The organism is Sphingomonas sp. LY29 (assembly GCF_035593985.1).
In the GTDB taxonomy this organism is placed as follows: Bacteria; Pseudomonadota; Alphaproteobacteria; order Sphingomonadales; family Sphingomonadaceae; genus Sphingomicrobium.
The window spans coordinates 2,072,689-2,086,196 of sequence record NZ_CP141587.1; the positions used below are offsets into that span (position 1 = coordinate 2,072,689).

Below are 13,508 nucleotides of genomic sequence, written 5' to 3' on the forward strand. Positions count from 1 at the left end.
CATGCGCGGCTACCACGACAATATCGAGCGGCAGACCTTGGACAACGGCGACTTCCGCTGCGTGCTCTACACCGGCAAGCATCTGCAACTGGTGCTGATGACGCTGCAGCCGGGCGACGAGATCGGTGCCGAAACCCACGACGGGATCGACCAGTTCTTCCGCTTCGAGGAAGGCGAGGGGACGGTCGACCTGGGTGACGAGCAGGTCGCCGTCGGAGACGGCAGCGCCGTCGTCGTTCCTTCGGGAGTCAGGCATAATGTCCGCAACACCGGCGACGTGCCGCTCAAGCTCTATTCGATCTACGCACCGCCCGAACATCTCGACGGCGTCGTCCAATCGACTAAGGCGGAGGCCGATGCGCGCCATGCCGACGAGGAATGGGACGGCAAGACCACCGACTAGTTGCGTCGGCGGCGGCTCGCTCTAAGCTCCCCTCGAAACGGGGGAGCGAACATGGGCATTTCGATCAAGCGCTGGATGGCGGCGGCTGCGTGGATAGCGGCCGGTCCGGCTTTGGCGGCACCGACCTACATTCATGCCGACCGCGTGATTGCTGTTCCCGGCCAACCGGTGCGCGGTGCATCGACGATCATCGTCGATGCCGGTCGGATCGTGTCGATCCAGAACGGGCATCTCGCGCCGCCGTCGGGCGCCACGGCGATCGACCTTCGCGGCAAGACCGTGCTGCCCGGACTGATCGACAGCCATGTTCATCTGAGCTCCGATCGCGGCGGGGAAGCAGGGCTACTGTCCTTCGTCCGCGAAGAGCCGCAGATGAATGCGCTCGAGGCGCAGATGAACGGAATGAAGACGCTCCGCGCGGGCTTCACGACCGTTCGCAACCTGGGTGACGAGGGCGCGACGCTCGCCTTGCGCGAAGCGATCAAGCGCGGGTGGGTGCAGGGGCCGCGGATCGTCGACGCCGCGAGCAGCATTTCAACCACGGGCGGTCATATGGACGGGCGAGGAGGGCTTAACGACGACCTCGTCGCCCATCTCCCCAGCCCGGAGAATCTTTGCGACGGTGCCGACGATTGCCGCAAGGTCGTCCGCCGGCAGATCGACCGCGGCGCCGACGTGATCAAGTTCGCGACTACCGGCGGAGTGAACAGCGGGACCGGCCTTGCCACGCGAATGAACGAGGCGGAGGCAAAGGCGCTGGTCGAGACCGCGCACGCCTATGGCCGCAAGGTCGCGGTCCACGCCCACGGCGCCGACGGTATCAAGCTCGCGCTCCGTGCCGGGGCCGATTCGATCGAGCATGGGACCGTGATGGACGACGAAATCGTCCGGACGATGAAGCGGCAGGGCACTTACTATGTTCCGACGCTGTCGACCGTGAACGGCTATCTGGAGCGGCTGGCGGCCGATCCCAATGCTTACGCGCCGGACGTGAAAGCGCAGATCGACTGGCGGATCGGGATCACCGGCCAGTCGCTGGCAAAGGCGGTGCCGGCCGGCGTCAGGATCGCTTTCGGGACCGACGCCGGAGTCAGCAAGCATGGCCGCAACGCCGACGAGTTCGAACTACTGGTGAAATACGGCATGACGCCAGTGGAGGCGATCAAGGCGGCGACGGTCAATGCCGCCGACCTGCTCGGCCTGTCGCGCGAAGTGGGAACGATTGAGCCCGGCAAGAGCGCCGACCTCATCGCGGTGACCGGCGATCCGATGACCGACGTCAAGATCCTGAAAAAGGTCGATTTCGTGATGGCGCGTGGCAAGGTCGTCGCGCTCGACTGATCAGGGATCGACTTCGCCCGGCGGAAGGTCGGTGACCGGTGGCAGCTTGCCGGCGAGTGCGGCGTTGAACTGGTCGCGATCAAGGCGGCCCTCCCACCAGCTGACGACGACCGTTGCGACGGCGTTGCCGATGAAGTTGGTGAGGCTCCGGCATTCGCTCATGAAGCGATCCACGCCTAGGATCAGCGCCATGCCCGCGACCGGAACGCTGGGCACGATCGAGAGTGTCGCGGCCAAGGTAATGAAGCCCGCGCCGGTGACCCCGGCGGCACCCTTCGACGAGAGCATGGCGACGCCAAGCAGCAGCGCCTGCTCGCCCAAACTCAATTCGATCCCGGTTGCCTGCGCGATGAACAGGGCCGCGAGCGTCATATAGATGTTGGTGCCGTCGAGGTTGAAGCTGTAGCCGGTCGGGACGACGAGGCCGACGATCGACTTGGGGCAGCCTGCGCGCTCTAGCTTTTCGATCAGGCTGGGGAGGGCGCTTTCGCTCGACGAGGTGCCGAGGACCAGCAGCAGCTCGGCCTTGAGATAGGCGATGAGCTTAAAGATCGAGAAGCCCGCGATGCGCGCGACGAGGCCGAGGACGACCAGCACGAACAGCAAGGACGTGATGTAAAATGTCGCGACCAATGCGGCGAGGTTGCCAAGCGTTTCGATGCCGTAGGCGCCGATGGTGAAGGCCATCGCGCCGAACGCACCGACCGGCGCCGCGCGCATGACGATCGAGACGACCTTGAACACGGCGATCGCGGCGTCGTCGAGGAAGCCGAGCAGCCGCTCGCCGCGCTCCCCGATGAGCGCGAGCCCAGTGCCGAAAAGGATGGCGACGAACAGGGTCTGGAGGATGTTGCCCGCGGCCAGGCCCGAGAGAAAGCTGTCGGGAATGATGCCCAGCAGGAAGCCGGTCAGCGTCGAATCGTGCGCCTTGGCGGCATAATCGGCGACCTTGGTGCCATCGAGGGTGGCGGGATCGATGTTGAGGCCCGCGCCGGGCTGGATGAGATTGCCGACGAAGAGGCCGACGATCAGCGCCAGCGTCGAGAAGAACAGGAAGTAAGCGAACGCCTTCAGCGCGACCCGTCCGACCGCGGCAAGGTCGCGCATCCCGGCGATGCCGGTGACGATGGTCAGGAAGATGACTGGCGCGATGATCATCTTGACCAGCTTGATGAAGCCGTCGCCGAGTGGCTTCATCGCCTCCCCGGTCTGCGGCGCGAAATGGCCGAGCAGGACCCCGGCGACGATCGCCAAAAGAACCTGAACGTAAAGCTGGCGATACCAGGCAATTCGGGCGGCGGGGGCCTCGCTGGCCTTGGCGGTGGACGGCAACATCGGTCGATGATTGGGCGTTTCGGCCAGTGCGCGTAAACCCCGATTCGATGCTGCGGCGCAGCATCGCCACCGTTGACGAGGCGGGTGAGAATGCGTAATGGCCCGCTCGTCCGCAGGGCTTTCCGCGATTCTTCGCGCAAGACCACGGGCAAGAGCTGAACATTGCTCCACGACGCGAAGGCCGGTGACCGCAAGGCTCGCCGCACTTCGCGCATTCGTTCTTTTCGGGCGAAGTTGCGGGGCAAAAGTAACCGTCGGGGTCTGCCCGGCATTTAAAAAGGTGAAGGCTTCATGCCGACGATCAACCAGCTGATCCGCAAGGGTCGCGACCCGCAGAAGGCCAAGTCCAAGGTCCCTGCGATGGAACAGAACCCCCAGAAGCGCGGCGTTTGCACGCGCGTCTACACGACGACCCCGAAGAAGCCGAACTCGGCTCTGCGCAAGGTGGCCAAGGTTCGCCTGACCAACCAGCGCGAAGTCATCAGCTACATTCCGGGCGAAGGCCACAATCTTCAGGAGCACTCGGTGGTCCTGATCCGCGGCGGTCGTGTGCGCGATCTTCCGGGTGTGCGCTACCACGTACTTCGCGGCGTGCTCGACACGCAGGGCGTGAAGGACCGGAAGCAGTCGCGTTCGAAGTACGGCGCCAAGCGCCCGAAGTAAGGTTGATCGCTGGCCGCGCCGCATTTGCCGGCGTGCCGCTCGCTAAAAGGAATTTGCCATGTCCCGTCGTCGTCGCCCAGAAAAGCGCGTCATTCTTCCCGATCCCAAGTTCGGGGACATCACCCTGTCGAAGTTCATGAATTCGGTCATGCTCGACGGCAAGAAGTCGGTCGCCGAGAGCATCGTCTACGGTGCGCTCGAAACCGTCGAGACCCGCCTGAAGAAGGACCCGCTCGCGGTGTTCCATGAGGCGCTGACCAACATCAAGCCGGGCATCGAAGTCCGCAGCCGCCGCGTCGGCGGTGCGACCTACCAGGTCCCCGTCGAAGTCCGCGACGTCCGCGCCCAGGCGCTGGCGATCCGCTGGCTGATCACCGCAGCGCGCGCCCGGTCGGAAAAGACCATGGCCGGCCGTCTGTCGGGTGAACTGATGGACGCGTCGCAGAATCGCGGCAACGCGGTCAAGAAGCGCGAAGACACGCACCGCATGGCGGAAGCGAACCGCGCCTTCTCGCACTATCGTTGGTAGTCATCCCGTCGGCTGGGGCCGACAGGTGGCGCTGGTAGAAAACGTCACTATATTCAGGGGGATCGGCTTCCGGCCGATCCTCCAACAGACTTAAGGAAGACCAGTCATGGCCCGCAGCCATCCGCTCGAACGCTATCGTAACATCGGCATCATGGCGCACATCGACGCCGGCAAGACGACGACGACCGAGCGTATCCTTTACTACACCGGCAAGTCCTACAAGATCGGCGAAGTGCATGAAGGCACCGCGACGATGGACTGGATGGAGCAGGAGCAGGAGCGCGGGATCACGATCACGTCCGCCGCGACGACGTGCAAATGGCGCGCCGAAGAGGGCAAGGGCGAAGAGCATCTGATCAACATCATCGACACCCCGGGCCACGTCGACTTCACCATCGAAGTCGAGCGTTCGCTGCGCGTGCTCGATGGCGCGGTCGCCTGCTTTGACGGTGTTGCCGGCGTCGAGCCGCAGTCGGAAACCGTGTGGCGCCAGGCCGACAAGTATGGCGTGCCGCGGATGTGCTTCATCAACAAGCTCGACCGCACCGGTGCCAATTTCGAATATTGCGTTCAGTCGATCATCGAACGCCTCGGTGCGAAGCCGGCCGTCCTGTATCTCCCGATCGGCATCGAAGGCGGCTTCAAGGGCCTCGTCGACCTGGTCGAGAACCGCGCGATCATCTGGCTTGAAGAAAGCCTGGGCGCGAAGTTCGAATATCAGGAAATCCCGGACGACCTGAAGGGCGCCGCCGCCAAGGCGCGTATGGACCTCATCGAACTGGTCATCGACCAGGACGACGACGCCATGGAAGCGTATCTGGAAGGCAACGAGCCGGACCGCGACATGCTGAAGAAGCTGATCCGCAAGGGTACGCTGGCGATGGCGTTCGTCCCGGTCGTTTGCGGCTCGGCGTTCAAGAACAAGGGCGTCCAGCCCCTGCTCGACGCGGTCGTCGATTATCTGCCGAGCCCGCTCGACGTCCCTGCCATCAAGGGCATCCTGCCCAATGGCGACGAAGATTCGCGCGCTTCGGACGACGCGGCGCCGTTCTCGGCGCTGGCGTTCAAGATCATGAACGATCCCTTCGTCGGCACGCTGACCTTCGCACGCATCTACTCGGGCAAGCTCGAGACTGCGTCGCAGGTCATGAACAGCGTCAAGGACAAGAAGGAAAAGGTCGGCCGCATGCTTCTGATGCATGCGAACGAGCGCGAGGACATCCAAGTGGCCTACGCGGGCGACATCGTCGCTCTCGCGGGCCTGAAGGATACGACGACTGGCGACACGCTGTGCGCCCCGTCGGCTCCGATCATCCTCGAGCGCATGGAATTCCCGGAGCCCGTCATCGAGCTTTCGGTCGAACCCAAGACCAAGGCCGACCAGGAAAAGATGGGCGTCGCGCTCAATCGTCTTGCTCGCGAAGATCCGTCGTTCCGCGTTTCGTCGGACCATGAATCGGGCCAGACGATCATCAAGGGCATGGGTGAACTTCACCTTGAGATCCTAGTCGATCGCATGAAGCGCGAATTCAAGGTCGAAGCCAATGTAGGTGCGCCGCAGGTCGCCTATCGCGAATATCTCGCGAAGCCGGTCGACCTGACCTACACCCACAAGAAGCAGTCGGGCGGTTCGGGCCAGTTCGCGGAAATCCGCATCACGGTCACTCCGGGCGAGCGCGGTTCGGGCTTCGTCTTCTCCGACGAGGTCAAGGGCGGCAACGTCCCGAAGGAATATATTCCCTCGGTCGAGAAGGGCATGCGCGAAACGGCCCAGACCGGGTCGCTGATCGGCTTCCCGATCATCGATTTCGAGGTCAAGCTGACCGACGGTAAGTACCACGACGTCGACTCGTCGGCGCTGGCATTCGAAATCTGTGCCCGTGGCGCGATGCGCGAAGCGGCTCAGAAGGCCGGCATCAAGCTGCTCGAGCCGATCATGAAGGTCGAAGTCGTCACCCCGGAAGATTATCTGGGCGACGTCATCGGCGACATGAACTCGCGCCGTGGTCAGATCCAGGGTACCGACAGCCGAGGCAATGCCCAGGCGGTCGAGGCCATGGTGCCGCTGGCCAACATGTTCGGCTATGTGAACCAGCTGCGCTCGTTCACCCAGGGCCGTGCACAGTACAGCATGCAGTTCAGCCATTACGACGAAGTGCCGCAGAACGTGGCCGACGAAGTGAAGGCGAAGCTGGCGTAAGCGGAAATTAGTCGCTAAGGGCGCGCTCGCACATCAGGGCGAGCGCCGCCCGGTTACCTTTAAGAGAAGAAGAGGCGTAAAATGGCGAAGGCGAAATTTGAGCGGAACAAGCCGCACTGCAACATCGGCACCATCGGTCACGTCGACCATGGCAAGACGTCGCTGACCGCGGCCATCACCAAGGTCCTGGCGGAAACCGGCGGCGGCGTTGCCGTCGACTTCGCCAACATTGACAAGGCGCCGGAAGAGCGCGAGCGCGGCATCACCATCTCGACGGCGCACGTCGAGTATGAGACCGCCAACCGCCACTACGCGCACGTCGATTGCCCGGGCCACGCCGATTATGTGAAGAACATGATCACCGGCGCGGCGCAGATGGACGGCGCGATCCTGGTGGTTTCGGCCGCTGACGGTCCGATGCCGCAGACCAAGGAGCACATCCTGCTCGCCAAGCAGGTCGGCGTTCCGACAATGGTGGTCTTCCTGAACAAGGTCGACCAGGTCGACGATCCCGAACTGCTCGAGCTGGTCGAGCTCGAAATCCGCGAAGAACTTTCGAAGCGCGATTTCGACGGCGACAACATTCCGATCATCGCCGGTTCGGCGCTGGCAGCCCTGGAAGACTCGAACCGCGAAATCGGTCACGACGCGATCCTGAAGCTGATGGCCGCCGTCGACGAGTGGATCCCGCAGCCGGAGCGTCCGCTGGACAAGCCGTTCCTGATGCCGATCGAGGACGTGTTCTCGATCTCGGGTCGTGGCACGGTCGTCACTGGCCGCGTCGAGACCGGCATCGTCAAGGTTGGTGAAGAAGTCGAAATCGTCGGCATCAAGGACACCAAGAAGACCGTCGTCACCGGCGTCGAAATGTTCCGCAAGCTGCTCGATCAGGGCCAGGCTGGCGACAACATCGGTGCGCTGATCCGTGGCGTCGGCCGTGAAGAAGTCGAGCGTGGTCAGGTCCTGTGCAAGCCGGGTTCGATCAAGCCGCACACCGACTTCACCGCGGAAATCTACGTCCTGTCGAAGGACGAGGGCGGCCGTCACACGCCGTTCTTCGCCAACTACCGTCCGCAGTTCTACTTCCGCACGACCGACGTGACGGGCGAAGTCGTTCTGCCGGAAGGTACGGAGATGGTCATGCCGGGCGACAACGTGTCGCTGGCGGTCAAGCTGATCGCTCCGATCGCGATGGACCAGGGCCTGCGCTTCGCAATTCGCGAAGGTGGCCGTACGGTCGGCGCCGGGGTTGTCGGCGACATCACGAAGTAATATAGGGCGCATCGCCGCGCGATTCTCGGGAACGGGGACGCGCGGCGTGCAACCAAAGTTTCACGGGTAAGGCGGCGTATCGACCTTAGGGTCTTGTCGCGCCGCTGATCCCGTTTTTTGTTGCCCCAACCGCCTCGGCGGTGACGGGTTTGGCTCTTTCGCATCGGTAGTGGACATGGAAACGCAGAATATCCGGATTCGCCTGAAGGCTTTCGACCATCGTGTGCTTGACCAGGCAACCGGGGACATCGCCGACACCGCTCGGCGCACCGGTGCCCTCATTCGCGGACCCATCCCGCTGCCGACGCGCATCGAGAAGTTCACCGTCAACCGTTCGCCGCACGTCGACAAGAAGTCGCGCGAACAGTTCGAGGTCCGCACCTACAAGCGCCTGCTCGACATCGTTCAGCCGACGCCGCAGACGGTCGACGCTTTGATGAAGCTCGATCTCGCTGCAGGGGTGGACGTCGAGATCAAGCTGGCCTAAAGGGCTGGCACCGCGACCAAGATTCGGTCGCCCGATCCTGAATTAAGGGTCGACGCAACGCTCCTCGAAGGGGCGACGCAACGGATCACAGGGATACCGCAGGACGCTTCACAGCATCCTGGACTGCGTCCCCCGCATCCTGCCTCACGGCGGGAATGGCCCAAGCGGGGCGATGCATATTTTAACGGGCCGCACGCCCGCGATCGCTCAGACGCGAACGCGGGCCTCTGTAGGAGCATGGATCATGCGCACTGGCGTGATCGCGAAGAAAATGGGGATGACCCGCCTGTTCCAGGCGGACGGGCGCCACGTGCCTGTCACGGTTCTCCAGCTTGAAGACGTTCAGGTCGTCGGCCGCCGCGAGATGGATCGCGATGGCTACACCGCTGTCGCCCTCGGCGCCGGCAAGGCGAAAGCCAAGAACGTTGCCAAGCCGCAACGCGGAGCCTTCGGCAAGGCCGAAGTCGAACCCAAAGCCAAGGTCGTCGAATTCCGGGTCGCCGAGGATGCACTCCTCGACGTCGGCGCGACCATCACCGCCGACCACTTCGTCGCGGGCCAGCTGGTCGATATCCAGGGCGTGACCCAGGGTAAGGGCTTTGCCGGTGCGATGAAGCGCTGGAATTTCGGTGGTCTGCGCGCAACCCACGGCGTTTCCGTGTCGCACCGTTCGCACGGTTCGACGGGTAACCGCCAGGATCCGGGTCGCGTCTTCAAGAACAAGAAGATGGCCGGCCACATGGGCGCCCGCAACCGCACCCAGCAGAACCTCGAGATCGTCCGTACGGACGCCGCTCGCGGTCTTCTGTTCGTCAAGGGCTCGGTGCCCGGGTCGAAGGGTGGCTGGTTGACGGTCGCCGACGCCATCAAGCTGCCGCGCGACGAGCGCGCTCCTTATCCCGCGGGTCTCCTTGAGAACGCGAAGGAAATCGAGACCGAGACGGCGCCCGCGGGCTTCGTCGAGGAAGCGGCCGTTCACGAAATTCCGGCGCTGCCGGGTGACGACGAAGTCGCGGCGATCGCTGCCGAGCAGGAAGCTGGCGCGGCCGAGGCCGAGACCAATCAAGAGAACTCCGACGCAGCGGGCGACAAGCCGGCCGCCGACGAGAGCAAGGAAGGCTAACCCATGAAGGTCAAGGTTCAGACCCTCAGCGGCGACGCGAAGGCCGGCGACGTCACGCTCGACGATGCCGTGTTCGGCGTCGAGCCGCGTGCCGACATCCTGCACCGCGTCGTGACGTGGCAGCTTTCGAACCGTCGCGGCATGGCCCGCGCGGCTCGCGAGCGGTCGGACGTCGCCCGCACCGGCAAGAAGTTCGGCAAGCAGAAGGGCGGCGGTACGGCTCGTCACGGCGATCGCCGCGCCCCGATCTTCATCGGCGGCGGCAAGGCCCATGGCCCGCGCGCTCGCCTGTTCACGCTCGGCCTCAACAAGAAGGTTCGTGCGCTGGGCTTGAAGATGGCGCTGTCGGCCAAGGCGCAGGGCGGCCAGCTGATCGTTGTCGACAACCTCGACATGGACGGCGACGCCAAGACCAAGGCGCTGGTCGGCAAGATCGGTTCGCTCGGCTTCGGCAAGACCGCACTGGTCATCGACGGCGATGCGCTGAACGTCGGCTTCGCCCAGGCGTCGTCCAACCTGCACGGTATCAACCTGATGCCGGCGATGGGCGCGAACGTCTATGACATCATGCGCCACGAGACGCTGGTCCTGACCCGCGCCGCGGTCGAAAAGCTGGAGGCCCGGTTCAATGGCTAAGAAGCCTGAAACCAAGGCGGTGGACATCCGTCACTACGACGTCGTCCTGGCGCCGCACATCACCGAAAAGTCGACCATGGTGTCGGAATATAATGCGGTGGTATTCAAGGTGGCCGGCACTGCGTCGAAGCCCGAGATCAAGGCGGCGGTCGAGGCGTTGTTCAACGTCACCGTGACCAACGTCAACACGATCGTGACCAAGGGCAAGACCAAGAAGTGGAAGGGCACGCCCTACCGCCGGTCGGACGTCAAGAAAGCGATTGTCACGCTGGCCGCCGGTCAGACGATCGACATCACGAGCGGGATCTAACGAGCCATGGCACTCAAGCAATATAAGCCGACGAGCCCGGCCCGCCGTGGCCTGGTTCTCGTCGACCGGTCGCAGCTTTGGAAGGGCAAGCCCGTCAAGGCGCTGACCGAAGGCAAGACCAAGACCGGTGGCCGCAACAACAAGGGTCATGTGACCTCGCGCGGTATCGGTGGCGGTCACAAGCAGCGCTATCGCATCGTCGATTTCAAGCGTCGCACCTGGGACGTCTCGGCCACGGTCGAGCGGCTCGAGTATGACCCGAACCGTTCGGCGTTCATCGCGCTGGTCACCTATGAGGGTGGCGAGCAGGCCTACATCATCGCGCCGCAGCGTCTGGCCCCTGGTGACAAGATCGTCGCGGGCAAGAAGGTCGACGTGAAGCCGGGCAATGCGATGGAAATCGGCCAGATGCCGGTCGGCACCATCGTCCACAACGTCGAGCTGAAACCCGGCAAGGGCGGCCAGATCGCACGTGCCGCCGGCACCTACGTTCAGGTCGTCGGCCGCGATAAGGGCATGGTGATCGTTCGCCTCAACTCGGGCGAGCAGCGCTACATCCGCTCGGATTGCATGGCGACCGTCGGGGCGGTGTCGAACCCGGACAACGGCAACACGACGCTGGCCAAGGCCGGTCGTACCCGCTGGTTGGGCAAACGCCCGCTGACCCGCGGCGTCGCCAAGAACCCGGTCGACCACCCGCACGGCGGTGGTGAAGGCCGGACCTCGGGCGGCCGTCACCCGGTCACTCCGTGGGGCAAGCCGACCAAGGGTGCGCGCACCCGTCACAACAAGGCGACCGACAAGATGATCATCCGGTCGCGTCACGCGAGGAAGAAATAATGGCTCGCTCCATCTGGAAAGGTCCGTTCGTCGAACTTTCGCTGCTGAAGAAGGCGGAAGCCGCTCAGGAAGCAACGAAGCGCGCGCCGATCAAGACCTGGTCGCGTCGCTCGACGATCCTGCCGCAGTTCGTCGGCCTGACCTTCAACGTCTACAACGGCCGCAAGTTCGTGCCGGTGTCGGTCAACGAAGACATGGTCGGCATGAAGCTTGGTGAGTTTGCGCCCACGCGCTTTTTCCCGGGCCACGCAGCCGACAAGAAGGGCAAGCGCTAATGTCCAAGCAATCCGCTCCCCGCAAGGTTGGCGACAAGGAAGCGCTGGCCGTCGGCACCATGATCCGTGGTTCGGCGCAGAAGCTCAACCTGGTTGCGCAGCTCATCCGCGGTCGCAAGGTCGAGGAAGCGCTCAACATCCTGAAGTTCTCGACCAAGGGCATGGCGCCCGAGGTTGCAAAGGTGCTCGCTTCGGCGGTCGCCAACGCGGAGAACAACCACAACCTCGACGTCGATGCGCTCATCGTCACCGAGGCGTCGGTCGGCAAGTCGATCACGATGAAGCGCTTCGCGACCCGTGCGCGTGGCCGCTCGACGCGGATCGAGAAGCCGTTCAGCCGTCTTCGCGTCGTCGTGTCCGAGCAGGAAGAAGCATAATGGGTAACAAGAGCTCTGCGATCGGCCTGCGCCTGCAGATCAACCGCACCTGGGACAGCCGCTGGTTCGCCGAAGGCCAGGATTATGGCCGTCTGCTGCTCGAGGATCTCAAGATCCGCCAGCACATCTTCAAGATCCTGCCGCAGGCCGCGATCTCGAAGGTGGTGATCGAGCGCCCGGCCAAGCTTGCCCGAATCAGCATCTATGCCGCGCGCCCTGGCGTGATCATCGGCAAGAAGGGTTCGGACATCGAGAAGCTGAAGAAGATTCTCGGCAAGATGACCTCGAGCGAGGTGAGCCTCAACATCGTCGAAATCCGCAAGCCGGAAATCGATGCGCGCCTGGTGGCGCAGGGGATCGCCGACCAGCTGGAGCGCCGTATCGCGTTCCGCCGTGCCATGAAGCGCGCCGTTCAGTCGGCGATGCGTCTGGGCGCCGAGGGCATCCGCATCAACTGCGGCGGTCGTCTCGGCGGCGCGGAAATCGCGCGCTCGGAATGGTATCGCGAAGGTCGCGTTCCGCTGCACACGCTGCGCGGTAACGTCGATTATGCCGAAGCGCAGGCACACACCGCTTACGGTGTTTGCGGCGTCAAGGTGTGGGTCTTCAAGGGCGAGATTCTCGGCCATGACCCGCTCGCTCAGGATCGCCTCATGATGGACGCTCAGACGTCGGGCGTTCGCCCGATGCGCGACGACCGTCGCTAAGGAATTTGTGAAATGCTGCAACCGAAACGCACCAAATTCCGCAAGGCCTTCAAGGGCCGGATCCATGGCAACGCCAAGGGCGGCACCGAACTGAACTTCGGCGCCTTCGGCCTGAAGGCGATGGAGCCGGAGCGGATCACCGCGCGCCAGATCGAAGCGGCTCGCCGCGCGATCACGCGTCACATCCGCCGTCAGGGCCGTTTGTGGATCCGTATTTTCCCGGACGTGCCGGTGTCGTCGAAGCCTGCCGAGGTCCGCATGGGCAAGGGTAAGGGTTCGCCGGAGTTTTGGGTCGCCCGCGTGAAGCCGGGGCGTATCCTGTTCGAGCTGGACGGCGTGCCCGGTCCGCTCGCCAAGGTGGCCTTCGAACGCGCAGCCGAGAAGCTGCCGATCAAGGTCAAGGTCGTCGCCCGCCTGGGCGAAACGATGGTCGTGGAGGACTAAGTGGCGAAGAAGCAGACCGAGAAAAAGGTCGACCTCAAGGTTGCGACCGACGACCAGTTGGCGTCGCAGCTGGGCGATCTGAAGCGTGAGCAGTTCAATCTGCGCTTCCAGGCCGCCACCAATCAGCTGGAAAAGCCGGCCCGGGTTCGCGTGGTGCGCCGCACCATCGCTCGTATCAAGACGCTGCAGACCGCTCGCTCGCGCGACGCGGCCAAGGCGTAAGGAGACTATTGAGATGCCTAAGCGCGTCCTCACCGGCACCGTGGTGTCCGACAAGGGTGACAAGACGGTGGTGGTTCGTGTCGAACGCCGGGTGAAGCACCCGCTGTACGGCAAGATCATCAAGCTGTCGAAGAAGTACCATGCTCACGACGAAGGCAATGCCTACAAGTCGGGCGAGCAGGTGCGCATCGAAGAGTGCGCCCCGGTCTCCAAGCTGAAGACCTGGAACGTGATCGATCGCGTCGGCGCCGCGCCGATGCAGGTCGACGAGATTGCGGACGTCGACGTGTCGAAGCCGGTCAAGGCCGCGCCCGAGGCGACCCCGTCCAAAGCCACCAAGGCAG

At 63.8% G+C, this 13,508-nt stretch carries 17 protein-coding genes and 1 pseudogene; 17 read left to right on the forward strand and 1 reads right to left on the reverse strand.

Features of this window, described 5'->3' with window-relative positions; all coding sequences use genetic code 11:
- Nucleotide 1 precedes the first annotated feature (1 nt).
- Together SH584_RS10490 and SH584_RS10495 are read left to right on the forward strand one after the other, a co-directional pair.
- Nucleotides 2-403 (forward strand): cupin domain-containing protein, encoded by a 402-nt coding sequence (locus SH584_RS10490; RefSeq protein ID WP_324806934.1) that lies wholly within the window; start codon nucleotides 2-4, stop codon nucleotides 401-403.
- Between the two features lie 51 nt (nucleotides 404-454).
- A complete protein-coding gene (locus tag SH584_RS10495; protein ID WP_324806935.1) occupies nucleotides 455-1,744 on the forward strand; it encodes a metal-dependent hydrolase family protein in 1,290 nt (429 codons plus the stop codon).
- Here the strand turns inward: SH584_RS10495 and SH584_RS10500 are convergent, their stop codons facing one another.
- The gene (locus SH584_RS10500) at nucleotides 1,745-3,079 is read right to left on the reverse strand and encodes a dicarboxylate/amino acid:cation symporter (protein ID WP_324806936.1); all 1,335 of its coding nucleotides are present in this window, start codon (nucleotides 3,077-3,079) and stop codon (nucleotides 1,745-1,747) included.
- A gap of 291 nt (nucleotides 3,080-3,370) precedes the next feature.
- Here SH584_RS10500 and rpsL point away from each other — a divergent pair, with 291 nt between their 5' ends.
- The 15 genes and pseudogenes from rpsL to rpsQ form a co-directional block, all read left to right on the forward strand.
- Entirely contained in the window at nucleotides 3,371-3,742 is a 372-nt protein-coding gene (gene rpsL / locus SH584_RS10505) for a 30S ribosomal protein S12 (protein WP_037499777.1), read from the forward strand.
- 58 nt (nucleotides 3,743-3,800) lie between these two features.
- Nucleotides 3,801-4,271 (forward strand): 30S ribosomal protein S7, encoded by a 471-nt coding sequence (gene rpsG, locus SH584_RS10510; protein WP_322841195.1) that lies wholly within the window; start codon nucleotides 3,801-3,803, stop codon nucleotides 4,269-4,271.
- 106 nt (nucleotides 4,272-4,377) lie between these two features.
- A complete protein-coding gene (gene fusA / locus SH584_RS10515; protein ID WP_324806938.1) occupies nucleotides 4,378-6,471 on the forward strand; it encodes an elongation factor G in 2,094 nt (697 codons plus the stop codon).
- Nucleotides 6,472-6,552: 81 nt separating this feature from the next.
- The gene (gene tuf, locus SH584_RS10520; RefSeq protein ID WP_322841193.1) at nucleotides 6,553-7,743 is read left to right on the forward strand and encodes an elongation factor Tu; all 1,191 of its coding nucleotides are present in this window, start codon (nucleotides 6,553-6,555) and stop codon (nucleotides 7,741-7,743) included.
- A gap of 175 nt (nucleotides 7,744-7,918) precedes the next feature.
- Nucleotides 7,919-8,230: a 30S ribosomal protein S10 gene (gene rpsJ / locus SH584_RS10525; RefSeq protein WP_028969184.1), complete on the forward strand. Its 312-nt coding sequence runs from the start codon at nucleotides 7,919-7,921 to the stop codon at nucleotides 8,228-8,230.
- Nucleotides 8,231-8,474: 244 nt separating this feature from the next.
- Complete coding sequence (gene rplC / locus SH584_RS10530; RefSeq protein ID WP_322841192.1) at nucleotides 8,475-9,353, forward strand: 50S ribosomal protein L3; 879 nt, start codon at nucleotides 8,475-8,477, stop codon at nucleotides 9,351-9,353.
- Between the two features lie 3 nt (nucleotides 9,354-9,356).
- Nucleotides 9,357-9,989 (forward strand): 50S ribosomal protein L4, encoded by a 633-nt coding sequence (gene rplD / locus SH584_RS10535; protein ID WP_322841191.1) that lies wholly within the window; start codon nucleotides 9,357-9,359, stop codon nucleotides 9,987-9,989.
- Complete coding sequence (locus SH584_RS10540) at nucleotides 9,982-10,299, forward strand: 50S ribosomal protein L23 (RefSeq protein ID WP_322841190.1); 318 nt, start codon at nucleotides 9,982-9,984, stop codon at nucleotides 10,297-10,299. The genes rplD and SH584_RS10540 overlap by 8 nt, the downstream gene beginning before the upstream one ends.
- Before the next feature lie 6 nt (nucleotides 10,300-10,305).
- The gene (gene rplB / locus SH584_RS10545; protein ID WP_322841189.1) at nucleotides 10,306-11,139 is read left to right on the forward strand and encodes a 50S ribosomal protein L2; all 834 of its coding nucleotides are present in this window, start codon (nucleotides 10,306-10,308) and stop codon (nucleotides 11,137-11,139) included.
- Nucleotides 11,139-11,414, forward strand: coding sequence for a 30S ribosomal protein S19 (rpsS, locus tag SH584_RS10550; RefSeq protein ID WP_322841188.1), 276 nt, complete (start codon nucleotides 11,139-11,141; stop codon nucleotides 11,412-11,414). The genes rplB and rpsS overlap by 1 nt, the downstream gene beginning before the upstream one ends.
- Nucleotides 11,414-11,791: a 50S ribosomal protein L22 gene (rplV, locus tag SH584_RS10555; RefSeq protein WP_322841187.1), complete on the forward strand. Its 378-nt coding sequence runs from the start codon at nucleotides 11,414-11,416 to the stop codon at nucleotides 11,789-11,791. Before rpsS ends, rplV begins: the two co-directional genes overlap by 1 nt.
- Entirely contained in the window at nucleotides 11,791-12,498 is a 708-nt protein-coding gene (gene rpsC, locus SH584_RS10560) for a 30S ribosomal protein S3 (RefSeq protein WP_322841186.1), read from the forward strand. Before rplV ends, rpsC begins: the two co-directional genes overlap by 1 nt.
- 12 nt (nucleotides 12,499-12,510) lie before the next feature.
- Nucleotides 12,511-12,942 (forward strand): 50S ribosomal protein L16, encoded by a 432-nt coding sequence (rplP, locus tag SH584_RS10565; RefSeq protein ID WP_322841185.1) that lies wholly within the window; start codon nucleotides 12,511-12,513, stop codon nucleotides 12,940-12,942.
- On the forward strand, nucleotides 12,943-13,164 hold the full coding sequence (rpmC, locus tag SH584_RS10570) for a 50S ribosomal protein L29 (protein ID WP_322841184.1): 222 nt from the start codon (nucleotides 12,943-12,945) through the stop codon (nucleotides 13,162-13,164).
- 13 nt (nucleotides 13,165-13,177) lie between these two features.
- Nucleotides 13,178-13,408, forward strand: a pseudogene (rpsQ, locus tag SH584_RS10575) (30S ribosomal protein S17); the annotation flags it as partial.
- Nucleotides 13,409-13,508: the final 100 nt, after the last annotated feature.

Coding starts and splice junctions, on each gene's coding strand:
- rplV (WP_322841187.1), top strand. CDS start 11,414: ATGTCCAAGCAATCCGCTCCCCGCAAGGTTGGCGACAAGGAAGCGCTG.
- fusA (WP_324806938.1), top strand. CDS start 4,378: ATGGCCCGCAGCCATCCGCTCGAACGCTATCGTAACATCGGCATCATG.
- SH584_RS10540 (WP_322841190.1), top strand. CDS start 9,982: ATGGCTAAGAAGCCTGAAACCAAGGCGGTGGACATCCGTCACTACGAC.
- rpsL (WP_037499777.1), top strand. CDS start 3,371: ATGCCGACGATCAACCAGCTGATCCGCAAGGGTCGCGACCCGCAGAAG.
- rplB (WP_322841189.1), top strand. CDS start 10,306: ATGGCACTCAAGCAATATAAGCCGACGAGCCCGGCCCGCCGTGGCCTG.
- rpsJ (WP_028969184.1), top strand. CDS start 7,919: ATGGAAACGCAGAATATCCGGATTCGCCTGAAGGCTTTCGACCATCGT.
- rplP (WP_322841185.1), top strand. CDS start 12,511: ATGCTGCAACCGAAACGCACCAAATTCCGCAAGGCCTTCAAGGGCCGG.
- rpsC (WP_322841186.1), top strand. CDS start 11,791: ATGGGTAACAAGAGCTCTGCGATCGGCCTGCGCCTGCAGATCAACCGC.
- SH584_RS10500 (WP_324806936.1), bottom strand. CDS start 3,079: ATGTTGCCGTCCACCGCCAAGGCCAGCGAGGCCCCCGCCGCCCGAATT.
- rpsG (WP_322841195.1), top strand. CDS start 3,801: ATGTCCCGTCGTCGTCGCCCAGAAAAGCGCGTCATTCTTCCCGATCCC.
- rplC (WP_322841192.1), top strand. CDS start 8,475: ATGCGCACTGGCGTGATCGCGAAGAAAATGGGGATGACCCGCCTGTTC.
- SH584_RS10490 (WP_324806934.1), top strand. CDS start 2: ATGCGCGGCTACCACGACAATATCGAGCGGCAGACCTTGGACAACGGC.
- rplD (WP_322841191.1), top strand. CDS start 9,357: ATGAAGGTCAAGGTTCAGACCCTCAGCGGCGACGCGAAGGCCGGCGAC.
- SH584_RS10495 (WP_324806935.1), top strand. CDS start 455: ATGGGCATTTCGATCAAGCGCTGGATGGCGGCGGCTGCGTGGATAGCG.
- tuf (WP_322841193.1), top strand. CDS start 6,553: ATGGCGAAGGCGAAATTTGAGCGGAACAAGCCGCACTGCAACATCGGC.
- rpsS (WP_322841188.1), top strand. CDS start 11,139: ATGGCTCGCTCCATCTGGAAAGGTCCGTTCGTCGAACTTTCGCTGCTG.